Consider the following 24,521-nt stretch of genomic DNA (forward strand, 5'->3'; position numbering starts at 1 on the left):
GCACATATTATAAACTATCTTGCAAGAAGGGAGGTGAACTAATGAATAATTATAGAAAAAGAAGAAATTACAATAGTATTCATCATAAAAATGAAATTGATAGAAGTTTGAGACATACACATAACCATAGTGAACATGAACATCATCATCATCATCAAGTACATGCTGAAAGCAACTATCATCATACCGAAAATATTGATAAAGAATATAGCCATTCCAATGAATATAAATGGGATAGGGGGCCACAGGGACCTAGAGGACCTGCGGGACCGATGGGACCTGCTGGACCTGCTGGGCCTGCTGCAATTGGACTTTCTGGAATTGACGGAGCTACTGGACCAATGGGACCTGCTGGAACTGACGGAGCTACTGGACCGATGGGACCTGCTGGGCCTGCTGGAACCGACGGAGCTACTGGACCGATGGGACCTGCTGGAACTGACGGAGCTACTGGACCGATGGGACCTGCTGGATCTGACGGAGCTACTGGACCTATGGGACCTGCGGGAACTGACGGGGCTACTGGACCGATGGGACCTAGAGGACCTGCTGGAACTAGAGGACCGATTGGGCGTACTGGACCTACTGGGCCTGCTGGCGCTACTGTAATTGGACTTTCTGGAATTGACGGAGCTACTGGACCAATAGGACCTGCTGGGCCTGCTGGAACCGACGGAGCTACTGGACCGATGGGACCTGCTGGATCTGACGGGGCTACTGGACCGATGGGACCTGCTGGATCTGACGGGGCTACTGGACCGATGGGACCTGCTGGATCTGACGGGGCTACTGGACCGATGGGACCTGCTGGATCTGACGGGGCTACTGGACCAATGGGACCTGCTGGATCTGACGGGGCTACTGGACCTGCGGGAGCTAGAGGACCTGCGGGAACTAGAGGACCTGCGGGAACTAGAGGACCTGCGGGAACTAGAGGACCGATTGGGCGTACTGGCGCTACTGGAGCTACTGGAGCTACTGGAGCTACTGGACCTGCTGGGCCTGCTGGAACTGATGGAGCTACTGGACCAATTGGGCCAGCTGGAAATGACGGAGCTACTGGACCGATGGGACCTACTGGATCTGACGGGGCTACTGGACCAATGGGACCTGCTGGAACTGACGGAGCTACTGGACCGATGGGACCTACTGGAACCGATGGAGCTACTGGACCAATGGGACCTGCTGGAACTGACGGAGCTACTGGACCAATGGGACCTGCTGGGCCTGCTGGAACCGATGGAGCTACTGGACCAATAGGACCTGCTGGAACTGACGGAGCTACTGGACCGATGGGACCTGCTGGATCTGACGGAGCTACTGGACCGATTGGACCTGCTGGATCTGACGGGGCTACTGGACCAATGGGACCTATTGGGCCTGCTGGATCTGACGGAGCTACTGGACCGATTGGACCTGCTGGATCTGACGGGGCTACTGGACCAATGGGACCTGCTGGGCCTGCTGGATCTGACGGAGCTACTGGACCGATTGGACCTGCTGGATCTGACGGGGCTACTGGACCGATGGGACCTACTGGGCCTAACGGCGCTACTGGACCGATGGGACCTACTGGGGCTAACGGCGCTACTGGGCCGATGGGACCTACTGGGGCTACCGGCGCTACTGGACTGATGGGACCTGCTGGGTCAACAGGGCTAACTGGACCAATGGGGCCCGCTGGCGCTACTGGACCTGCTGGACCTGCTGGTGCTGATGGTGTAGATGGAGCTACTGGGCCAATTGGGGCTACTGGGGCTACCGGACCGATTGGACCTGCCGGTGCTGACGGAGCCACTGGACCGATTGGACCTGCTGGGTCAACAGGGCTAACTGGACCAATGGGGCCCGCTGGGTCAACAGGGCTAACTGGACCAATGGGGCCCGCTGGCGCTACTGGACCTGCTGGACCTGCTGGACCTGCTGGTGCTGATGGTGTAGATGGAGCTACTGGGCCAATTGGGGCTACTGGGGCTACCGGACCGATTGGACCTGCCGGTGCTGACGGAGCCACTGGACCGATTGGACCTGCTGGATCAACAGGGCTAACTGGACCAATGGGGCCCGCTGGCGCTACTGGACCTGCTGGACCTGCTGGTGCTGATGGTGTAGATGGAGCTACTGGGCCAATTGGGGCTACTGGGGCTACCGGACCGATGGGACCTGCTGGCGCAGACGGGGCTACCGGGCCAATTGGACCTGCTGGTGCTGACGGGGCTACCGGACCGATTGGACCTGCCGGTGCTGACGGAGCCACTGGACCGATTGGACCTGCTGGATCAACAGGTCTAACTGGACCAATGGGGCCCGCTGGCGCTACTGGACCTGCTGGACCTGCTGGACCTGCTGGTGCTAATGGTGTAGATGGAGCTACTGGGCCTGCTGGTGCTAATGGTGTAGATGGAGCTACTGGGCCAATTGGGGCTACTGGGGCTACCGGATCGATGGGACCTGCTGGTGCTGACGGGGCTACTGGGCCAATTGGACCTGCTGGGCCTGCTGGAACTGACGGAGCTACTGGACCTGCTGGTGCTGACGGATCCACTGGGCCGATCGGACCTACTGGACCTGCCGGAGCTATTGGACCTACTGGACCTACTGGACCTGCCGGTGCTGACGGAGCCACTGGAGCTACTGGACCTGCTGGACCTGCCGGTGCTGACGGAGCTACTGGAGCTATTGGACCTACTGGACCTGCCGGCGCTGACGGTGCTAATGGGGCTACTGGAGCTACTGGACCTGCTGGACCTGCCGGCGCTGACGGCGCTACTGGAGCTACTGGACCTACTGGTGCTACCGGTGCTACTGGACCTACTGGGCCTACTGGGCCTACTGGACCGGCCGGACCTACTGGTGCTACTGGGCCTGCTGGAACAGGAGGCATACTAGACTTTGCAGATTTTTATGCTTTGATGCCTGGTGATAATGCTACAACAGTTGGTGCAGGTGAAGATGTTGATTTCCCTCAAAATGGACCTACCTTAGCTGGATCGGGGATTACTCGTATCGGCGGTGATTCATTTAATTTGTCAGCTATTGGAACTTATCAAGTTTTATTTCAAGTGAGCATAACAGAAGCTGGGCAACTAGTTTTAACTCTTGATTCGGGATCGGGATCTACTGAATTACCTTATACTGTAGTCGGTCGTGCAACCGGCACTACTCAGATAGTAGGGATGGCACTAGTGCAAACAAATGTCACTAATTCAATCATCACCGTACGAAATCCTCAAAGTGCATCCACTGCATTGACAATTACTCCTACCGCTGGAGGATCAGAGCCTGTATCAGCTCATCTTGTTATTTCACAAATTGGATAATGAGAAAAAAATTCTAGACTTTCAAAAAAAGCTTCCATCCCGGGAGCTTTTTTATTGTTTATTAACGCAAGAAGCTACACTTTTTTTATCATACGGAACCCTGTCTCTGTTTCTACATAGCTACTCTAACTCTGACACATGATTAAAAAATCAACAGTAGAAGTAGACAGAGTCAATCGTAAAAGCATGAAACTAGGATGTTTATAAAAAATATCCATTCATTTTTAACTTGCTCATTTCTAAAAATACTTTTGATAGTCATCAATAGAAAAAAGTTACATATCATTGTCCTACAAATTAAAAAAAGGTTTGCGGGCGAACTCTTTCGCTACAAACCTCATTTTAACCTTATTCTTCTATTTCATTAACTTCCACTAACATTCCGACCACTAAAGTAATTACGACAAAGAAACATATCAGCATTAAGACCATTTCATTCAACTCCTACCATGTTTTGAATCCTTCTGAACCAGGAGGTGCATGGTGAATCATGCCAGTTAGCGGTATAGCATAGGCAATAATGATTAATGCGAATGCGATGCCAATCCAAATCCACCAGTTTTCCAAAAATTTCGGTGTGTTTTCTTTGTCACTTTCCGCCATTGGAAACTCGACAAAGTCTTCTTCACGTACAGCTTTTGGTGATAAAAACATCGACATCACGACGATATAAATCAGGATCATGGCAGATAGGAATAAAATGCTACCTCCAATTGCCATAGTTACATGATTCGTAATTATCCCATCAAACCATTCCATTGCGGAAGGATGGTTATTGTAATTGGAATATGCAGTGCGTCTCGGTGCTCCCAAAAGACCTAAAATATGTTGCGAAGTGGACATTAAGAGCATACCGATAGTCCATGTAATAATTTGAATGAATCCTAGCTTTTGCATAGACTTTGAGAATTTACGTCCTGTTAAGTATGGAATTAACCAAAATGTCAGCCCCATAAAAGTCATCGCTACAGGTGTCCCAACAGTAATGTGGAAATGTCCGACGATCCATAATGTGTTGTGGACGACTTCGTTTAATTGGAAACTTGCGTTGATGATTCCGCCCGCTCCACCAGGAATAAAGAAAGCCATTGCTATAAAAATTGATGTAAAGCGAACGTCTTTCCAAGGAAGTTTCGTGAACCAGCCGAATAATCCTTTCCCTCCTTTTTTACGTCCTGAAATCTCGAATGTCGCAAACATAGAAAACGCCGTCATTAAAGATGGAATAATAACCATGAATGTCAATACGACTTGAAGGAACTTCCAGAAGTTTGAAATCCCTGGTTCCGTTAATTGGTGATGGAACCCTACTGGAATAGAGAAAAGAATGAATAATACAAATGACAAACGAGCCAATGAATCACTGAAAACTTTCGTTCCAATTAGTTTCGGAACTATTACATACCACGCCATATAAGCTGGCAACAACCAGAAATACACAAGCGGATGACCGAAATACCAGAACAAAGATCGACTTAGTTCCACGTTAATCGTATCCACCCAGCCAAACGCCCAAGGGATGTATTGGAATAGAACTGTGGCTACCACACCTAGACAAGCGATGATCCACAGGATGATTGTCGTTATGGTCATGAAAGCAAATAGTGGACTTAATTGTCCTTTATGTTTTTTTCTCCAGACGAGATAATGTCCTACCAATGCAAAACTATTAATCCATGTACCTACTACAAACAATGCCAATCCTACATAATACCAACCACTTGCTTTCAACGGAGCATAGAACGTATATAGAACTGAAGCTTCCCCAGAAATAATCATAGCTGTTGCTAAAATAGTGCCGATTGTTGTTACTGCAAAACCAATCCAGGAAACGCGTCGAACTTTTGGACCGAAGCTTCCAAGGCTTTTACTCATACCAGTAATAAAGAAACCGAAAATGAAATAAGTAGTAAATATAAGTGCAAGCAATACGCCATGTGCCGTTAATATTTGATAATAATCCAACCAACTAGGTAATTGGAGAGCATCGTTTCGTATGAAAACTTGTAATAATCCGCATAATGTTCCAATCAGAAATGCGATGTATGCAACTCCGATATTCCATAAAGCCAACTTACGATCTTGTGCAGCAATCATCTTAATACACCTCTATTTCTGTGGACATCATGTGGTGACCGGCGCCGCAGTATTCATTACAAAGAATTAAATATTTACCTGGTTTATCGAATGTATAAGATTTTGTAGTAATCCGACCTGGTACCACCATCATATTTACTTTCGTATTATCAATCGTAAAACTATGAACGACGTCTGTACTAGTTAATTTAAAAATAATTTCTTTTCCTGCAGGTACTTTAAGTTCCGGAGCATTGTATCCGAACGCCAATGCCACAATTGCTACCTGGTACGTATCGTCATCTATCTGAGTAACGCCAGGGTGATCAAATGGCGCAGTTTCATTTACTTTTTTAGGATCAATTGTATCCATTCCTCCCGATGGTGTGTGGCCGTGAGAGAATGCGCTTACTCCGACTATACTTAAAAACACGATTAATGAGACTAGGCCAAATACAAGCCAAATCTTTTCATATTTATGAAAATGCATATAAATCTACTCCTTTTCATCTTGCTACATACATGAAATAAACGACAAACCACATGACGATAATAATGATGCCGACTGAAAATACACTGATCAGCGTTCCTTTTAAATTCAACTCTGGCGATTGATTTTTTTTACTCAATCTCATTCACCTCTTTACGTTTTTAAAACTTATATTCAGCGTAGGCCATTCATGGTTTAGGGACTGTGATAAAAGTCACACTCGAAGGGTTATTTACAGTGAGTGTCGATAATTTGTCAAAATTGGAATAGGGCTATGGAGTAAATCGAGGGTGATTGAATTTAATCGGAATGGGACTCAATTTAAGCAGCATCAAACTTGTTTTAATCAATTTCACCTAATTTTTCCCACAAAAAAAAGTGATTTACCTTTGAGGTAAATCACTTTTTTAATCAATTTTACAAAAAGCAATTGGGCAGTTTTCGCAATTGATTTCATCTTTTAAATAATCAAGGTCGTGTATCAGCATCTTTCCATCCACCGTGGAAAGTATGTTTTGCTTTTTTAAGTCACTCAGCAGTCTATTCACCACTTCACGTGTCATGCCGCAAAAATTAGCAAGTTCTTGATTGGTAAGCGTCATGTCGATCATGATTCCCTTTTCGTTAGGTACTCCATAGCTATTCGTCATGCGAATTAACGTTGAGTAAAGGGCTCCTTTTTTCCCATGCAATAGGAGATCACGGAATTTCGTCTGTGTTTTTTGGTGATTGATACCCATCCACTTCATAAAGGAAACGGCAAGCTTGGCATTATGGGTCAGCTCTTCTTCCAGATCGTCGACACTTATCTTGATGCATTCCACATCTTCCATGACCTTGGCATCCAACATATATTTGGCTGATTCGGCAAAGAGCGTAAATTCCCCAACGAACTGATTGCGTCCACAAATCCTTAACGTCAATTCTCGACCTTCAGGTGTAACTTTCCCAATTTGAACTTTTCCGGTTCGGATGAAGTATATCCCTTTGATGGGGTCGCCCTCTTGGAACAAATAAGAGTCTTTATTATACGTTTTCACAATGTGTCGTATGGAAAGCAACTCTTTCAGTTCAACGGACGTATCAACCATCCCTTTTTTCAATCAAAACACTCCTTTCTTCGTTTTCTCTTGGGTAAAGAGTACCATAGAACCTTTTCTATTGGATAGTACCATCTGCACGATTGAGATTCCCCTTCCATCTCATATAGGAGTTCATTATGGGGTATAATTAACATACTAAATGAAGCAGGTGATGATATGCGCATAAATAAATTTTTAAGTGAAGCTGGTATTGTCTCAAGACGCGGTGCTGATAAATGGATAGAAGACGGACGCATTACGATCAATGGGAAAAAAGCTGAACTCGGAAGCAAAGTAGAGCCTGGAGACGATGTGCGTGCCGATGGCAAACCGGTAAAACATGAAGAGCCCTATGTCTACATCGCTCTTAATAAACCCGTAGGCATTACTAGCACAACGGAACGACATATTAAAGGAAATATAGTTGATTTCGTCAATCATCCTTTACGTATTTTTCATATCGGCCGACTCGATAAAGATTCGCATGGATTGATTTTATTGACCAACGATGGAGATATTGTAAACGAAATATTGCGGGCTGAAAATGAGCATGAAAAAGAATACATCGTTAAAGTGGACAAACCCGTTACACAGGATTTTGTTAAACAAATGTCTGAAGGCGTAGAGATTTTAGACACCAAAACATTACCTTGTAAAGTAGAAAAACTCTCTTCTCAAATGTTTAAAATTACGCTAACACAAGGATTGAACCGTCAAATCCGCCGCATGTGTACAACACTGGGTTACGAAGTCAAAGGTTTGCAACGTATTCGAATCATGAATATTCATGTGGACGGTCTTACTGTCGGTGAATGGCGTGATTTAACGAATGTGGAGTTAGAAGAACTATTCAGTACGCTTAACTATTCACCAAAAAGGTAATAGAGTAGTAGTAGGCGATGCAATGCTATCGATAACTCATACACTTAATATCACCGGTGACCTAATACGCGGAGACTTTGGGGACTTAGACGAAGTCAGTCAGGCACTTTCCGGCTAATTTACCCAAAATAATGAAAAAAAGCGGTCCTATTTTTTAGGATCGCTTTTCTTCATCATCATGACATCTTCGGTTTGCTCCGTAAAATCTAACTTCTTTAGTCGTGAATTACTTGATAGTCGTGCGAAAGAATTAAAAAGATATACCTGGTAAAACCCAAGGATACCCTACACAAAGTTCACCATTATAGGCAAAACATCGTGATGGCGAATTGTTGTTGTTTCATGAATTGATTCGGTGAAAATGTTGGCTTCCATGCAAAAGGAAGTAGTATTGTACAAGCATTCCAAAATTCAATTTGCCGATGTAAATCTTGAGGCCCTTCATAAAAACGATATGTGATTGTCATTTGTAATTTCAATCCTCTATTTTTTTATAGGCCATTCTTTTAATGACATCTTCTTGTTGAGGATATAATTCTAGTAATTCTTTTTGCGTAAAGAGCTCGAAATCATCGAAATCAAAACCAGGCGACACCATACAACCGACTAAAGAAAATGTGGATTCAAGATCAACTGAGGAACCGAATATTGCACCTTTAGGTACGAGTACCTGTGGCTTTTCCCCGTTATTAAAGTCCAACCCTAATTTCTGAGCTGTATATTCACCATCCGGGTGTATCACGTGGACAGTGAGTGGACTTCCGTCATGGAAAAACCATAATTCGTCCGATTGAAGTCTGTGTAAGTGGGATACTTCGCCACTTTTTAAGCAAAAGTAAATTGTCGTGTATAGATTTCTTGTTTTGCTATCCGACGTTACCATTTTTTCTTCCGAGTAGAAACTCCGTGTATAGTGTCCCCCCTCTGGGTGCGCTTCCATGTTTAAATGTTCTATGTAATAGGATGCATTTCGTTTTGTCATCATTTCTCTCCCTCCCCCTAATACATTCATCATCCGCTATAAAAGAAATGGATTCAATGCCTTTCGACAAAATGTGCCACGTGGAACATTTTCTAAAGTGTTTTTATCGACATTTTAGTCAGGAAATATTTGAATGATGAGTGTATCGATTTGTGATAGACAACATTCAATCAATAAAGTTGATAATTTTTTCCGTTATTAAATTTCTCTGGATTTTCCCATGCATCCCGAAAGACTTGCGTACAATCTGCTCACTGATAGCTTCATCAGCAACAACTCTATATGATATTTTCCATAACAGCCGCGAGTAGCGATTATATAGTTCAATCAAAGACTGTTGTTCCTGGTTAGAAAATCCGATGATCAAACACTCTTCAGTAGTCATCTAGTCACACCCCTTTAAATCCTCACTACCCCACACGCGTTTTGTACAACATTTCAATGTGCTGAATTTAGAGTAATTTACTTCAAAAAAAAAGCACATGAAGTGATAGACACTACATGTGCTTAAATGATTAGGCGTAATAAAATGTTTTTCTCTCCTTAATTGTAAACAATCCTGAAACTACCATTACAACTGCGGAAAGATAAAATGCGTGATTTATTCCAAACCATTCGGCTATCGAACCGAAAATAAAAGTCGCGATTCCAAATGCACCAGTCACCAAAACAGATTGAACAGAAAATACATGACCAAGTTGATTAGTATCCGTATGCATTTGCAATACAGTCAATTGGGCAATCAGCTGTAATTGACCAAAGACGCCAAGGCACAGTGAAATGACCAGAGCCATCGACGCATAAAATGGAAACAGAAACCAAACTGTTAATAGGCTTGTAAGAAAACAACCAACTCCTATCATCAGATGTACAGGAATCTTCAATAATTTGGCAAACAAATACCCACCAATCAAAAAGCCGCCTGAATAAAATGCGTTTATATACCCCCACCAAGCAGTGCTTTTCTCAATTACTTCGTCAACATAAACATACAGAATGGCGGAAATCCAGACCGCTCCTGCAAATGCTGTCAATGTATCTAGCAGCAGTACATTACGAATAGGCTTTATGGAAAAGCTATATTTCCATCCTCCAGAAAGTTGTTGAAATACAGATTGTACATCCTTTTTGGTATACGGTATCGCTTTGATTCCGTATGTGAGCATCCATGCGAATATATATAACCCGCTGGATACAAGTAAAAGAGTTCCCCCACTATAAAGAGCGACAAAAAATGCGCCAATCGGCCAGCTTACCAGATTGATTGTGTTATCGGAAATGGCTATTAAGCTATTAGCCTTAGGCAATTCCGATTTCCCTACCAATTCAGGCAGCATGGCTTGTCGGATCGGCGTTGCCCATCCATCCAGGAAGGCGATGACACTGACCAAAATAAGAATCCATAGGATACTTTCTTCTTTGCATAAAAAAACGCCACTTAAGACAATGATTTTCCCGACCATCGAAAAAAGTAATATTTGACGTAAAGGAAACCGATGCAAAAGAAGTGGGGTTAGAAAACTCCCAACCAGCCGTGAAAACGTAATGGTTAATGGAATAAGTGTCAGTGTTAATACAGAACCACTCGAGACATAAACAAGTTGTATCAATCCCACAATATAAAGGACATCCCCACCATTGGCCATCATTTGGCTCACCCATAGAAAATAAAAAGAACGACGATCGTTCACATGAATCTCTCCTTCACTCTATTCAGTTTATTAGATTGAAAGAAGAAGTCTTACACTCGTCGCACCCTTTCCCGATTCATACTATTTCCAATAATTTTACAGAAATAAAAATCTCTCTGCAAGAAATGTTTTGAACGCCGTTTCCAAAAGGAACAAAATTGCATCTATTAAAAGAGATAGAATGGAGGTGAATTCATTATGAATCGCAATATGCCAGGATCAAACTATGGACCAGGATCAAACTATGGGCCACGAGGTGTTCAAGGTGTTCAACAAGGCGCACAACCAGGTTATCAACCAGGTGTTCAACCAATTGTATGTCCGCCTTTATGCCGCTATACGGACTCTTACGTAAAACGTGAAGTTCCTTATATTCAACCATTAATTAATATCAACAGACAGCACATCGTTGACGTTCCTAGAACTTACTACCGGGAGATTAATCAGAACGTTGTTGTTTCTCCAAGCCAATCGCCTTACGGAGGAAACCCTAATGGTGGAATGAACCCATACGGTGGAAACCCTTATGGTGGAATGAACCCATACGGTGGACGCCGATGTGGTTGCGGTGGAAACCCATGTGGTTGTCGCCGATAATTCAAAAGTTTTATTCGTTCTGATGTAAAGTCCAATAGTGGGGTCGACAGTCAGACGAATTACTGTACAGAATACTCCTCTTTTTTTCCCCACACAAAAACCCCGATGGTCAGTTTATGCTGACCATCGGGGTTTTCCCTTTTAATCGACTAGTTGAATAAATTGTTTCGTACGTTCATGACTTGGATTTTCAAAGAAAGTAACTGGATCCGCAGACTCAATAATTCGGCCTTCATCCAGCATGATGACACGGTCTGCAACTTCACGTGCAAACTTCATTTCATGTGTCACCACAACCATCGTCATGCCTTCTTGTGCGAGTTGCTGCATAACACTCAGTACTTCTCCAACAAGCTCCGGATCAAGCGCAGATGTTGGTTCATCAAACAGAAGAACTTTCGGTTCCATTGCAAGTGAACGTGCTATTGCAACACGTTGCTTTTGTCCACCGGATAATTTGCTCGGATAGACATCTGCCTTGTCAGCCAAACCTACTTTTTCAAGTAAGCCCTTTGCCAAGGTAACCGCGTTTTCTTTTTTCATCTTCTTCACGATCATTGGTGCTTCAATGATATTTTCAAGCACCGTCATATGCGGGAAGAGGTTGAAATGTTGGAATACCATGCCTACTTCTGCACGGATATTTGATAATTTATGTTTCTTGGGATCCACCACTTGTCCATCCACCTCGATGGTCCCTTTATTAATTCGTTCCAAAAAATTGAAGCAACGTAAAAGCGTACTTTTACCGGATCCACTGACCCCGACCAGGACGACCACTTCCGAAGGAGCGACTTCCAGATCAATGCCCTTCAACACTTCCAAATCGCCGAACGATTTATGGATATTTGTTCCCTTTAACATTTAATCCCCTCCTTCTTATTTGTAGACATTCAGTTTATTTTCATACAGTTTTAGTAAATAAGTGAAGATCATAACCAACACTAGGTAGTATACCCCAACCACTAAAAAGGTTTCCAGAGATTGATAGGACTGCGCCGCTTCTCGGTTAGCCACGGCGAACAGTTCTGGCACACTGATAATATAGACCAATGAAGAGTCTTTCAAGGTGATGATGAACTGATTTCCAAGAGGTGGAATGGAGCGTTTTAAAAAAGCTCACCCGCCGTAATTGGCAAGTGAGCTTTAATGCTAAGGTTATTTTAGAATTTTGATTTTGACTGTTTTACGTCCCCATTTTAATGCACTTGTTTGGTTAGGCATAAACAAATCAATCTTATTTCCTTTTATTGCACTTCCTGTATCACCTGCGACAGCGTATCCGTAGCCTTCTACGTATACTTTTGTTCCAAGCTTGATGACGCGTGGATCAACAGAAATTACTTTTAAGTTTGGATTCTTTTTCAAATTAATTCCCGTCGCTGTTATGCCAGAACATCCTCGACAATTTGCTGTGTAGGCAGTTGTCGATACCATAAATTCTTTTACCACATTTGCATTCGATCGAGATGGTGTAGATTTTTTAGCAGCAGTTTTAGTGCCGGTTAATTTAAGTTTTTGATTCGGCTTAATCATGTCGGACTTTAAACCATTTAAGGATTTGATGGTAGAAACTTTAACATTATAATGTTTGGAAATTTTATATAATGTGTCGCCTTTTTTAACCGTGTGCGAAGAAGCAGCTGCTTCTGAATCATTGGCAAATGCGAAGAGGAACATTAGTACAAAACTTAACACGAAACTAAATTTTTTCAAGTTGTTTCTCCTTTATTTCTCGTTTGTAGAAATAAAAATAACATTTAAACATTACAGATTCATGACAAAACATAGGATGTTTCTTTACAATTTGAGGGTGTTTATATTACTAATGCGAAACAAAAGAATTTTCAAAATCGAAAACAAGTAGGTATATTTGTCTATTTCCATCGGAAAATGACGTAAAAAAACACTCCCGTCATAAGTCCTCAGGAGTGCTAAAATCTTCTTTTGTACTTCCTAATATTCCTTCATGAATTAATTCCACATTGACCGCCATTGCAGCCTCGGCACCACTTGCAGCGGCTATAATCAATTGTGCAGGATAGACATTTGAAGCTTCTCCTGCCACAAATAAACCGTGCACTTTAGTTTTTCCTACCTCGTCCGAATGATGCCCTCCTGTATTGTTTAATTTAACACCTAGACGAGTTCCTAATTCACATGCTTGTACTAGCTCCGGTGTCACAAATCCACCCATTCGTGCTATGACTCGTCCATTTTCAAGCTCGATTTTTTGGAGCTTTCCTTCTATTCCAATAAGAAGTCGTATAGGACTTGTTTCCACTTGGAGCTCAGTCTTTTTAATTTCATTCAATTGACTCTTCGTCAATTCTTGACCATTCGTAAATATCACAAGATCTTGAGACCAATTGCGTAATATTTCAGCTGTGTGAAGAGTGTAGTCAATTATGCCAAATAATGCGAGTGGTTGATCTCGCAATTCCCAACCATCACAATATGGGCAGTTGAAGATACTTTTACCATAAAAATTCCGGAGGTTTGGGATGTTCGGAAACTTCTCTTTTACACCAGTAGCCAGAAGGACTTTTCGTGTTTTCCACTGTTTCTTCATTTCAGTTTTAACTAAAAACCCATCCTTCTCTTTCGCAATTTCTACAACTTTGTCTCTCAATGTCTGGATAGTCGGGTAGTGAATGAACTCCTGATGGGCAAGTGCTCTGAATTCTGCCGGTTTTACGCCGTCTCTTGTTATGAAGCCATGCGAGGCGTCCGTTACTTTATTGCGTGCCTCATCGCTGTCAACCAACACTATATTTCTTCTAGCCCTTCCTAACACCAAAGTGGCATTTAAACCTGCTGGACCTCCCCCAACTACTGTGCAATCTATCATTCTATTTCCTCCTAATAAATCTTGTTTAAAGGTCCATTTATTTGTAAATTTCCATTAATAACATTAATCTCTCCTTCTTTTGGTTTAATCAAACCGAAAGATTACTTTTTATCTAAACGGGTATTTATCCTATTAACAGCAAACTAAGGGAGGGGTATGTGTGATTAATTCTACTTATCAAGTATTTACGTTTGAAGATGATGGCACGATTCCAAATAATCCACAATTACCGGTTATTTTATATCCCGGTGTATTCAAGCATCATCCAAATGAAATCGAACCTACATTTAGATTGAATAATTGGAGAAACAGCTGGATTGATGGTGTCTTTGACTATCATCATTATCATAGCAATGCTCATGAAGTATTAGGAGTTCGCGCTGGTTCGGCAACATTAAGAATAGGAGGAAAATATGGGGAAACGGTTGAAGTCAGAACCGGTGATGTCCTCGTTTTGCCCGCGGGTACGGGACATAAAAAGTTAAAGGGTAGTACAGATTTTGAAGTTGTCGGTGCTTACGCAGATGGCAATGAATACAACCTTAAAACCGGTGAACACAATGAAAGACCTCGAGTCTTAGATGAAATTAAGCAAGTTAAAGCTCCTTCCATGGATCCCGTGTACGGGAGTCGTGGGCCAGTACTTGATCGATGGATACAAGAATAGCTAAGAACTTGGAGCAAACTAAAAAAGCATTCATCACGCGAAATTCATGTGATGAATGCTTTTATTCGTAGTAGTTATCTATATTACTTTTTAAAACGGTAAGGAACAGTCGTTACAACAACGTCTCTTCGGTAAAGTAGGATGGATCTAATTAGTAAACTTGACTGATTGTGAAGGATATTATGCCACCCTTTTTTCGGAATAAATTGTGGAATCAAGACGGTTACACGATGGTTTGATTCATTTGCTTTATATTCCACCGTACTAATAAATTTCGCCAATGGTTGAGTTATGCTTCTATATTGAGAATGCAAAGTCACAAGCCGAACATCAGGCTGGAATTTTTTCCACTTGTCTTGGAAAATGTGTTCATCTTTTCTCTCAAAAGATACATATACGGCAATGATTTGTGTTGGATTAAGTGATTTGGCATAGTTTAATGAGTTTTCAACTACATGCGTGATTCCTGCAACCGGCACAATAATGACATTTCCTTCTATTGGCATTGCAGGTTCACAAGTAGAAATACTTAACTGTTCGCCAACAGAAAGATAATGTTGTTTTATCTTATGGAAGACAAAAACGAGCAGAGGCAAAAAGATTAGAACCGCCCAAACCTGTCCGAATTTGGTTATGAAGAAAATCATCATGACCGCAAAGCTGATAAATGCTCCGACAAAGTTAGTGATTAGTTTGACCATCCAACCCTTTGGCTTTTCCCTCATCCATTTAACGAGCATCCCTGTCTGGGATAACGTAAATGGTATAAATACTCCGACTGCATAAAGCGGGATAAGTTGTTCCGTTTGTCCTTGGAAAACAATGATGAGAAGGATTGAAGTGATTCCAAGTGTGATAATCCCATTGGAATAGCCCAATCGATCGCCTCTCATTTTGAACATACTTGGAATGTATTTATCATTCGACAGGCTGAATGCCAAAAGCGGAAAAGCTGAATATCCTGTATTAGCTGCCAGTACAAGAATCAAGGCCGTCGTTCCCTGAACGAAATAATACATATAGTTTCGCCCAAAAATCTCGGAAGCCATTTGTGAAATCACAGTTTCCTCCACCTTGGGTGAAATTCCATAGAAATAAGCCAGAAAGACGATTCCGGTGAATAACAAAGCGAGCAATGAACCCATCATCACTAGGGTTTTTGCTGCGTTTTTTGCAGCAGGGTTTTTAAAGTTTGGAATTGAGTTCGAAATGGCTTCAACCCCGGTTAATGCAGAACTTCCGGATGCGAATGCTCTGAGCAATAGGAATAAAGTGAGACCCGCAACAGGTGTACCGAGCGGTGTATGCAAATCAGGTGACACGTTCCCTGTGATAATGTTGAAAAGACCTACTCCAATCAGAACAAACAAAGCAATAACAAACAAATAGACTGGATACGCGAGAATGGACGCCGATTCGGTAATACCTCTTAAATTCAAGATGGTAACAAATATAACGAGTACACTGGCAATGGCCACATTATGATCGTGAAGGCTTGGGATTGCGGAAGTAATGGCATCGGTGCCTGCCGAAACACTAACTGCTACCGTCAGGATATAATCCACCAACAGCGAGCCGCCTGCAATTAACCCTGCATTTTCACCAAGATTCTCTTTCGCCACAACATATGCGCCACCACCACGTGGATAAGCAAAAATAATCTGTCTATATGATAAAATAAGTGCCATTAACAGAACAAGGACACCTACTGCAATTGGAATCGAATACCAAAACGCGATTGCCCCTATCGAAGCCAATACAATCAAAATCTGTTCCGGTCCATATGCTACAGAAGATAATGCGTCTGAAGAAAGGATGGCTAAAGCTTTTGTTTTGTTAAGCTTTTGTTCACCTAACTCCGATGATTTTAATGGACGACCGATTAAAAATCTTTTTACTGCCGACAACATGTTTTCCACTTCTTTCTTTGATGAGCCGCCGTTTGGACAGCCTTAGATGCACTGCAAATTCCTGTAAAAGAACAACAAAAAAGCCCACTAGGCATAGGGAAAGAGCCTAGTGGGCTTAATATCATTCTCACTAGTTCGTATTTCTCTCTCATAACGCTTACGGAGTTAGCTGTCGGGTTTGGGCTAAAAGAGTAGCCCTACCTACAATAGTAGGATTCACCCCAAGCGGCAAAGAGAAGCCACAAATAATGGGTTCCCCGTTCCAAATGGATTAAGCGATTTAGAAATATGAAACTGAAGATTATAGTACTCCCATATAAACAACTTGTAAATATAAATTTTATACCTTTTTAAAATGTCTTAATTTTGTTAGTTTATGCGTTAAAAAAATATACTCATGCAACAATCGTCCATTATTACTTTAAATAACAATATTTTATTGGCCCATACGGAATATACGACAAACAACATTACGCATTATGTTTTAACAGACCCAATAAAAAAGGACCAGATACTTTGATCTGGTCCATCTTTTTAATCTTATTAATGAGTTCCCGCGTGTTGGATAGACGATGGTGCATACGAATTCACAATGGCCATCGTGTCTTGTTGTGCAAGTTGTGGCACTTGGTAATAATGGTGTTTGTTTTGATAAATGGAAACTTCATATGCCATTTCAATACAGTTTGGCACCGAGTCTGCAAGTACTCGACGAACTACGGGGTTAGTGGTTTCTAAGGCAGACATTGCTTTTAAAGAGGCACTTGATTTGTGCACACCCAGCATGAAGCCTGAAATAATTTCATCTGTCAACTCTGCACCAGATTGAATCGGTTTCTTCGGTTGTGAAGGTTTTAAACCAAAAATGAAATCATTATCTTGTTTCATCATGTATTTTTGAGTTGTTTTAGACGGGTCCATACCTGTTTTAAAACATTCTGTTGTAATGTTGTATTCCTCTTGCATGAAGCTGAATTGTCTATCCAACATCGTTAATAATTCCTGATCTTGAATATGAGGGCGTAATAAAGTGAATTGGTTTAATCCCCCAACAGAAGCAGATAATACTTCATGAACATCAAACAGTTCGTGACCACCATGATTCATTTGTGGCGGCACTGGACCTGTATGCATATTTTCGTGCATTTGACCTTGTGGATTTTGAGTCATTTATCAATTTCCTCCTTGTTTCATTTAATGTGCATCAGAACTAGTGTGCATCGAAAAGGAGTTTTTATTCAAAATGAGCGGACTTCACTATGACACATAAAAACTGAATTTTTTCGAATACTGTAATAAAAAACGTGCAGAAGGATTAATTAATCCACTGCACGTTTTCGATCTATTTTTTTATATTTTTACTCTTCTTCGACTAGTTTTCTTTTACGGAACTTGCCTAAGAATTCATATACTACAGGTACAATAATTAACGTCAATAAAGTTGAACTGGTAAGACCGCCAATAACCGTTACACCCAATCCTTTGGAAATCAACCCGCTACCTTCAGCTCCAATCGCCAATGGAATCAATGCGCCGATTGTTGCAATTGCCGTCATCAGAATTGGTCGTAATCTCGTTACGCCGGCTTCCAAAATAGCATCGCGTGTACTCAAGCCTTCTTTTTCTTTATGAATAACCCGATCAATCAATACAATTGCATTCGTTACAACGATACCAATGAGCATAAGAGCTCCAATCATCGTGGAAATACTGATTGTTTCGCCTGCAATTAGCAAGGCAATTAAAGCTCCACTGATTGTGAATGGTAACGAGAACAAGATAGCAAACGGTGCAACCGCTCCTCCAAATGTGATAACCAGAATAAGGTACACAATGGCAATTGCCGCCAACATAGCCAAACCAAGCTGCGTAAACGACTCTTGCATATCAGCTGTTACTCCTGCTGTTTCAATACTCACACTCGCTGGAAGGTCTAGTTGATCGACTTTCTCTTGAACCTCTTTTGATGCTTTTGAGACATCATCGGTCGTTATTTTACCTTTCACACTTGCATAAATCTGTCCATCTCTTCTTGTAACAGTATCAGATGTTTTACCTTCATTCACTGTCACAACATCTTTAACAGGTACTTGCATGCCAAGTGGAGAAGGAATTGTTCTATTTAATAACTCTTCCAATGACTCCGGTTTTTCTTTTGTAGAATCAATGAACACTTCAAACTTCTCGCCATCTTGTTCAATCGTTGCCAGCACTTCACGCTGTACATTTGGATTGAGCGCCATCCCTACTTGAGCGGTCGTTAATCCGAATTGAGCAAGTTTCGTTTGATCTGCCACTAAAGTATGTTCTTCATAAGACTCTGCAAGCGTTGACGATACGTTGTTTATATTTTTACCTTCATTTAAAATTTCTTCTATGTCACGAATAACAGGTTCAATCATTTTCAAATCTTTACCGTATACATAGTAGCTAATTTCATTACTACTGCCACTTGTTGCAAAGTCTTGAGATTTCCATTCCCCTGCAAAGTTGAAATTTTGAACTTCTTTCATTGCTTCTTCTTTTTCTAACGAAAACTCTGGTGTGTCTTTATCATAAATAACATACATTAATGCCCCATTATTTTGTCCAGGCATCATTGGATTTTCCCCACCGATTGAAACTTGAACACTTTCTACATCTTTACGATCAATGAAGAAATCCTCGATTTCTGTAACTGTTTCATCTACATCTTCTCTCGTTTCACCCGGTTTAGGTGTATACGTAATATACATCATTTTTTCATCTTCTTCAGGCATGAAACTTGTTCCGACTAATGGAACTAAAGCTAAGCTGCCGATGAAAAGTACAAGCGCCAGTACTGTGGTAATCAGTTTATGATTAAGTGTCCAATTAAGAATTGAACGATAAACACCAGCTATTTTTCCTGGTTTCTCAGGATCATGTGTATGTTTGTCGCCTAATCCTTTTTTAAATAGCGAATGGGATAACATCGGTACGAGCGTAATGGCAACTAATAGTGAAGCCAGTAGCGCGAATACAATTGTTAATGCGAATGGTAAGAATAATTCGCCCACCATTCCTCCTACCAAACCAATTGGTAAAAATACGGCAATTGTTACAAGTGTTGACGAAAGGATTGGCACAAACATTTCTTTTGTTGCTTCTCGAATTAAAGCCTTCCCTTTTAACTGCTCTGTCGGGGATGCCATTCTTCGATAAATGTTTTCGACGACAACGATTGAATCATCAATTACTCGCCCAATAGCGACGGTTAGAGCTCCTAAAGTCATCATGTTTAATGTGATATCCATTTGTTTAATCAGTAATACTGCGATTAACAATGATAATGGAATGGATATAATTGCGATTAGGGTTGAACGGATATTTCTAAGGAATAGCAAAATGATCAATACAGCAAAACCAGCACCAAATAATGCCTTGCTCAGCATCGTTTCTACTGATTTCTCGATTGGTTCCCCTTGGTCAAATGTAAAAATGATTTCGGAGTCAGCATTTTCCTTTTCAAACGCCTTTACTTCTTCTTTCATTAAATTGACAACATCAACCGTATTTGCCCCTTGAGACTTTACAACTTGAACAGCAATCGAATCTTGACCATTGGTACGAGAAATCGATTCCGCTTTTCCAACGAGTTCAATCTCCGCCACTTCGCCTAATTCCACCATTGAAGGTTTAGAAGAGGCAGTATCTGGACTGGTTGGGACAACCGGAATTTGAATTTTTTTCAGGTCATCAATCGTAGTAATATCTCCGTCAACAACGACAGATTGTTCTTTTCCTTCAAATGGGAATAACCCTAAAGGGAATGTAACGTCAGAGCCTTTTACGATCCCTTTTACCATCTCTTCAGTCAGTCCATATTGAGCTAACTTATCTTGATTGAATCTAAAGCTGACTTCATTTAGGTGCTGACCAGTGACAGCGACGGAAGACACACCTTCAATTCCTTCGAGTGTAGGCACGAGATTCGTTTCTACATTCTCCGTAAGTTCAGCAAGTGTATCTTGTTCACTTGAAACACTAATCGCAGCGATAGGAAATGCATTGATGCTTATACGCGCGACTTTAGGCTCTTGTGCACCTGTTGGAAGTGGAATGTTTTTAAGAGCTGCAGTTACTTCTGCTTCTGCTTCTTTCATATCTGTTCCAAATTCAAACTCAATTTGGAGGGAGGATGCATTCTGATAAGAAGAAGACATGACCATCTTAACGCCTTCTAAATTTCGCACTGCTTTTTCATACGGTTCTGACAGTTCATTGACTACCTGGTCAGGAGTCGCACCTGGATAAATAGTCGTTGCCGTAACTACAGGAACCGTGATATCCGGGATTGTTTCAAGTTTCATTTGTAACCCTGCTGTTAAGCCGGCTACTATTATAACAATGGTCATTAACCATACTGCAAATTTGTTCTTCAACACAAAATTAATGATGTGGTTCATTGTGTCAGTTCACTTCCACCCTGCTTTATTTGACCAACCGGTCATAATCAATCATAATACTACTGACTGGTCATTCAAAGGTCAACTATTAACCTATAATTTTACATCGTTTTTTCGGAAAAGGAGCTTAGATATGACAAATAAGAAACAATTAATCATTGAAAAGGCTCATCACTTATTCGCCTCAAAAGGATTTGAATCAACATCCATTCAAGAAATTACCGATGCTTGTGGCATCTCCAAAGGTTCTTTTTACTTATCTTTTAAATCCAAAGATGAATTGCTTGTTTCGATTTTTGAATATTTTTTCAGTAAAATATCGAAAAGATTTACAGAGCTTGACACCATACAACAAGTATCTCCCAAAGAAAAATTCCATCAGTTATTAGTCATACAATTTGAAGAAATTGAACGCCATGCAGACTTTATCTTGATGCAAATTCGAGAACAGACAAATCCTTTGAACAAAGATATGAAAGAGCTGTTAGCTTCCATGCAGGAACAACATCATACGATTTTGCACAAAATTTTTGTGGAGGCTTATGGTAAAGATGTTCAACCGTATGTTGCAGATCTAATCGTCATGGTAAAAGGGCTCATTCATGGCTATATCGAAATCATCCTGACTCATCGTCAACAATTGGATACCAATGAATTATCTGTTTTTATCCAAGAACGAATAGATGATCTAGTGTCGTCCCTTATATCCAAACAACCACAACCTTTTTTAAGTCTTCCTATGTTAGATAAGAATTTATTGCAAAATGTATCTCAAAATCCGCCCAAACAAGTCCTCCTTCAGGAAATCCTTGAGTGTAGGAACAGCACAATCGATAATGATATACTCGTCACGCTGGATGTAATTGCTGAAGAACTAAAAAAAGACAAGCCCCGAACCCCTGTCATTAAAGGAATGTTAGCTAATTTGGTAGAGGATAAGGATATGCTTGCATTGCAGCAAAAGTTGATGACTTACGTAACGAATCAAACTGATTGAAAATTCAACACCCTATCACTCTATGCTTCTAATACATGCGAAGAACAAAAAAGACTTGTCGTTTATGACAAGTCTTTTTTGTTACCTCTATAGATTGATGGCTAGCTATACATACACATCATTTTTTATACAATGCCATCTTCTTTTAACACCTGTTCAAATTTATCTACTACTTCTTTATCATAGTGAGTGACCGATAGTTTTTTCAATTCTTCCAAAGCGTATTGAGCACTGAACGCTTTACGATACGCACGGTCTTCCGTCATTGCATCGAATGTATCACTGACAGCAATAATGCGAGCTTCGAGGAGTATTTCATCATCTTTCAATCCTTTTGGATAGCCGCTTCCGTTTAAACGTTCATGGTGCTGCTCAATAATAGGCGCAATATCTTCGTAAACGCTGCCTTTTATCATCTCTGCCCCATCGGCTGGATGTTTTTTTATCACTTCATATTCTTCAGAAGTCAGTTTATCGGGTTTATTCAATATATCTTTTGGAATATGAATTTTTCCAATGTCATGTAAAAAAGAGGCCGTTGCAAGATTCTCCAGTTGTTCTTCATTTAATTTAAATTTTCTAGCTATTTTTAATGCATACGTAGCAACTCGATCACTATGCATATATGTATGTCGATCCATTAATTCAACCTGTTTGACAATCTCCATTAAAGAAGATATTTCTTTACTTAAATGCACAAAAGTTGGCTCCGTTATTACCCATAAGAAGGTAACGTCAGATAAGGCTGTAAAATGAATAGGCTCAGTTATTCCTTTAACTGTGAAGGAATCATGATGGCCGAGTACAACTCTTTCGCCATCCTGTTCACAGATAACTTCTCCAGATAATATTAAATAAAATTCCATAACTTCTGGATTTTCAGCCGGGTAAATGTAGAACAATCTGTCCTTCTCAATAGATTGAAGCAATACTTCAACCCCGTCTCCATCTGCTACTAAGCTTATTTCATTTTTGTCATATTCAACTTTATCTAAGAACGTGCCTCTTTTCCCAATACTAAAACCTTTCATACCAAAATCTCCTCTATGCAAACTTATCAAAAAAATGAGCTCTATAAAAGAACTCATTTTTATAATTATACCAATATTTAAATAAATGAATAGAGGTTTATTAAATAATAATTGCGATGTTTTAGTGCCCACCAATTCCAATTACGCGAATCGGATCAATCCAAACCAAACGGTGTGCAAAGCGTACCAGAACCCAAGAACATTCTGCTTCTATTCCAGCTTCAGCAGATAGTGCAATGGTATCGGCTGACATTTTAAGTGTTTCATTATATACATCGTCAATAATCACATCAAGGTTAGCATTATATGCTTTTGTTAATTGATGGAATTCAGATGCACTTTTACTTTTACGAATGTCCTTCAAGTATTGAGTTTGTAGCTCATCTGCTGCTTTAACACCTTCTTCAATCTTTACATCGATTGCGTTGTTTGTGGATTCGATAAGCTCAAGTGCTTTCAAAACAGAATTATCATATTCTGCTGCAGAAGCATTTGTTCCTAAGCTAAAGAATAATGATACCGCAAATAAAATTGCTAACAGTTTTCTCATGTCTTATTCTCTCCCCAAAACTATGTTTTTTGTGGTATATACATAATACAATTGGTAAAATGTTTACCTATGTAATAATGTCAAACTAATTTGAATCTTTCTGTTAGTATAACTCTATAAAACTTATCTGACTACAGTTTTTGTAATTTTTTGTAATATCCGCCCGCTTTTTGCAGTAAAACAACTGCATGATGCTCACATTCCGAACATAAATCCGTGCAATGCACCCAATAAGGTGAAAATCACTAAATGATCTCCAATAGCTACCATCAAAGATTGATTCGTCATAAGTCCAAACAATCTATTTTTTATGTATACCAGTGTGATGATAAGCCCCACCATAAACCCTACGAGTATCCCTGGTCCAAATCCTTCAGCACCTGTTGCTTGTACAAAGATAGCGATGATGAATGAGCTAACGAAAGCTACAATCCCCGAAAAGATATACTTCATTGGACCTTCAATTTCATTGTGTTTCTTCTCAGGATGTTTATCTCCACCCAATCTAATGGAGTAGTAAACGCCTCCATACACCATATACAATAAACCACCAATAATAATTGCGAGTACATTCAATTCGTTCCAATCAATCAACATAAAAAGCCCCCTTTAACAACTAAATTCAATTTTTTCTAATATAATTCCTTCATACTCTCACCTTTTGCATCCATTATTTCCATCTTACCTCATGGAATAATGGTATCCATATATTTAGTAGGCAGCATTCACATCTTCCACATAATCTTTAGGGACATTATATAGAAGAAACCCTCTTTTTTCCGCAATATCTTCGGTTAAAGAATAAGCTTGTCTTTCTTTCTCCTGCGTTTGTTCCAACAACAAAAAAACCTTCAAATGAAATATTTCTGAAGGAAGGTTAAGTGTTGAATCATATGAACTGTCCAAGCGTCGCTTTCAGCCAATGAAAAAGGTGGAATTCCCCCAAATTCCGTCGATATATAGGGCCG

At 40.9% G+C, this 24,521-nt stretch carries 22 protein-coding genes and 1 riboswitch; of the genes, 5 read left to right on the forward strand and 17 right to left on the reverse strand.

Going from position 1 to position 24,521, the window contains the following annotated elements:
* Positions 1–41: 41 nt before the first annotated feature.
* A complete protein-coding gene (locus AC1DSK_RS09215) occupies positions 42–3,320 on the forward strand; it encodes a hypothetical protein (protein ID WP_477547802.1) in 3,279 nt (1,092 codons plus the stop codon).
* A gap of 444 nt (positions 3,321–3,764) precedes the next feature.
* On the opposite strand, the gene AC1DSK_RS09220 is transcribed toward AC1DSK_RS09215, so the two are convergent.
* From AC1DSK_RS09220 to AC1DSK_RS09235, 4 genes are all read right to left on the reverse strand, one after another.
* Positions 3,765–5,417, reverse strand: a complete 1,653-nt coding sequence (locus AC1DSK_RS09220) for a b(o/a)3-type cytochrome-c oxidase subunit 1 (RefSeq protein ID WP_016428811.1) — start codon at positions 5,415–5,417, stop codon at positions 3,765–3,767.
* A 1-nt stretch (position 5,418) separates the two neighbouring features.
* A complete protein-coding gene (locus tag AC1DSK_RS09225) occupies positions 5,419–5,886 on the reverse strand; it encodes a cytochrome c oxidase subunit II (protein ID WP_342542520.1) in 468 nt (155 codons plus the stop codon).
* Between the two features lie 16 nt (positions 5,887–5,902).
* On the reverse strand, positions 5,903–6,025 hold the full coding sequence (locus AC1DSK_RS09230) for a cytochrome C oxidase subunit II (protein WP_231391084.1): 123 nt from the start codon (positions 6,023–6,025) through the stop codon (positions 5,903–5,905).
* Between the two features lie 268 nt (positions 6,026–6,293).
* On the reverse strand, positions 6,294–6,977 hold the full coding sequence (locus tag AC1DSK_RS09235) for a Crp/Fnr family transcriptional regulator (RefSeq protein WP_477547901.1): 684 nt from the start codon (positions 6,975–6,977) through the stop codon (positions 6,294–6,296).
* 168 nt (positions 6,978–7,145) lie between these two features.
* On the opposite strand from AC1DSK_RS09235, the gene rluF reads away from it, so the two are divergent.
* Positions 7,146–7,850 (forward strand): 23S rRNA pseudouridine(2604) synthase RluF, encoded by a 705-nt coding sequence (gene rluF / locus AC1DSK_RS09240; protein WP_477547803.1) that lies wholly within the window; start codon positions 7,146–7,148, stop codon positions 7,848–7,850.
* Between the two features lie 475 nt (positions 7,851–8,325).
* Here the strand turns inward: rluF and AC1DSK_RS09245 are convergent, their stop codons facing one another.
* The 3 genes from AC1DSK_RS09245 to AC1DSK_RS09255 all read right to left on the reverse strand — a co-directional run bounded on the left by AC1DSK_RS09245 (position 8,326) and on the right by AC1DSK_RS09255 (position 10,523).
* Positions 8,326–8,835 (reverse strand): cupin domain-containing protein, encoded by a 510-nt coding sequence (locus AC1DSK_RS09245; protein WP_477547804.1) that lies wholly within the window; start codon positions 8,833–8,835, stop codon positions 8,326–8,328.
* Positions 8,836–8,998: 163 nt separating this feature from the next.
* Complete coding sequence (locus AC1DSK_RS09250) at positions 8,999–9,217, reverse strand: hypothetical protein (RefSeq protein WP_477547805.1); 219 nt, start codon at positions 9,215–9,217, stop codon at positions 8,999–9,001.
* Between the two features lie 130 nt (positions 9,218–9,347).
* On the reverse strand, positions 9,348–10,523 hold the full coding sequence (locus AC1DSK_RS09255) for an MFS transporter (RefSeq protein ID WP_477547806.1): 1,176 nt from the start codon (positions 10,521–10,523) through the stop codon (positions 9,348–9,350).
* A 198-nt stretch (positions 10,524–10,721) separates the two neighbouring features.
* On the opposite strand from AC1DSK_RS09255, the gene AC1DSK_RS09260 reads away from it, so the two are divergent.
* Complete coding sequence (locus tag AC1DSK_RS09260) at positions 10,722–11,120, forward strand: hypothetical protein (RefSeq protein ID WP_477531453.1); 399 nt, start codon at positions 10,722–10,724, stop codon at positions 11,118–11,120.
* Positions 11,121–11,261: 141 nt separating this feature from the next.
* Here the strand turns inward: AC1DSK_RS09260 and AC1DSK_RS09265 are convergent, their stop codons facing one another.
* From AC1DSK_RS09265 to AC1DSK_RS09275, 3 genes are all read right to left on the reverse strand, one after another.
* On the reverse strand, positions 11,262–11,984 hold the full coding sequence (locus AC1DSK_RS09265; RefSeq protein WP_477547807.1) for an amino acid ABC transporter ATP-binding protein: 723 nt from the start codon (positions 11,982–11,984) through the stop codon (positions 11,262–11,264).
* A gap of 294 nt (positions 11,985–12,278) precedes the next feature.
* Positions 12,279–12,836 (reverse strand): 3D domain-containing protein, encoded by a 558-nt coding sequence (locus tag AC1DSK_RS09270; protein WP_477547809.1) that lies wholly within the window; start codon positions 12,834–12,836, stop codon positions 12,279–12,281.
* 199 nt (positions 12,837–13,035) lie between these two features.
* Positions 13,036–13,971 carry an NAD(P)/FAD-dependent oxidoreductase gene (locus AC1DSK_RS09275; RefSeq protein WP_477547810.1) on the reverse strand — a complete coding sequence of 312 codons (936 nt, stop codon included), beginning with the start codon at positions 13,969–13,971 and terminating at the stop codon, positions 13,036–13,038.
* 160 nt (positions 13,972–14,131) lie between these two features.
* Between AC1DSK_RS09275 and AC1DSK_RS09280 the strand changes: the two genes are divergently transcribed.
* Positions 14,132–14,638, forward strand: a complete 507-nt coding sequence (locus tag AC1DSK_RS09280) for a cupin domain-containing protein (protein WP_477547811.1) — start codon at positions 14,132–14,134, stop codon at positions 14,636–14,638.
* 83 nt (positions 14,639–14,721) lie between these two features.
* On the opposite strand, the gene AC1DSK_RS09285 is transcribed toward AC1DSK_RS09280, so the two are convergent.
* From AC1DSK_RS09285 to AC1DSK_RS09295, 3 genes are all read right to left on the reverse strand, one after another.
* Complete coding sequence (locus tag AC1DSK_RS09285; RefSeq protein ID WP_477547812.1) at positions 14,722–16,548, reverse strand: APC family permease; 1,827 nt, start codon at positions 16,546–16,548, stop codon at positions 14,722–14,724.
* A 138-nt stretch (positions 16,549–16,686) separates the two neighbouring features.
* Positions 16,687–16,836, reverse strand: a riboswitch (cyclic di-AMP (ydaO/yuaA leader).
* 255 nt (positions 16,837–17,091) lie between these two features.
* On the reverse strand, positions 17,092–17,718 hold the full coding sequence (locus AC1DSK_RS09290; RefSeq protein ID WP_477547813.1) for a spore coat protein: 627 nt from the start codon (positions 17,716–17,718) through the stop codon (positions 17,092–17,094).
* 188 nt (positions 17,719–17,906) lie between these two features.
* Positions 17,907–20,975, reverse strand: coding sequence for an efflux RND transporter permease subunit (locus tag AC1DSK_RS09295; protein ID WP_477547814.1), 3,069 nt, complete (start codon positions 20,973–20,975; stop codon positions 17,907–17,909).
* A 133-nt stretch (positions 20,976–21,108) separates the two neighbouring features.
* Between AC1DSK_RS09295 and AC1DSK_RS09300 the strand changes: the two genes are divergently transcribed.
* On the forward strand, positions 21,109–21,972 hold the full coding sequence (locus tag AC1DSK_RS09300; protein WP_477547815.1) for a TetR/AcrR family transcriptional regulator: 864 nt from the start codon (positions 21,109–21,111) through the stop codon (positions 21,970–21,972).
* A 125-nt stretch (positions 21,973–22,097) separates the two neighbouring features.
* On the opposite strand, the gene AC1DSK_RS09305 is transcribed toward AC1DSK_RS09300, so the two are convergent.
* The 4 genes from AC1DSK_RS09305 to AC1DSK_RS09320 all read right to left on the reverse strand — a co-directional run bounded on the left by AC1DSK_RS09305 (position 22,098) and on the right by AC1DSK_RS09320 (position 24,393).
* Entirely contained in the window at positions 22,098–23,003 is a 906-nt protein-coding gene (locus tag AC1DSK_RS09305; protein WP_477547816.1) for an HD-GYP domain-containing protein, read from the reverse strand.
* A 121-nt stretch (positions 23,004–23,124) separates the two neighbouring features.
* Positions 23,125–23,553, reverse strand: a complete 429-nt coding sequence (locus AC1DSK_RS09310) for a hypothetical protein (RefSeq protein ID WP_477547817.1) — start codon at positions 23,551–23,553, stop codon at positions 23,125–23,127.
* 195 nt (positions 23,554–23,748) lie between these two features.
* Positions 23,749–24,150 (reverse strand): DUF1761 domain-containing protein, encoded by a 402-nt coding sequence (locus AC1DSK_RS09315; RefSeq protein ID WP_477547818.1) that lies wholly within the window; start codon positions 24,148–24,150, stop codon positions 23,749–23,751.
* Positions 24,151–24,264: 114 nt separating this feature from the next.
* On the reverse strand, positions 24,265–24,393 hold the full coding sequence (locus AC1DSK_RS09320; RefSeq protein WP_477547819.1) for a hypothetical protein: 129 nt from the start codon (positions 24,391–24,393) through the stop codon (positions 24,265–24,267).
* Positions 24,394–24,521 lie beyond the last annotated feature (128 nt).

The sequence above is a fragment of the Paenisporosarcina sp. P4_B8 genome, from assembly GCF_056402175.1.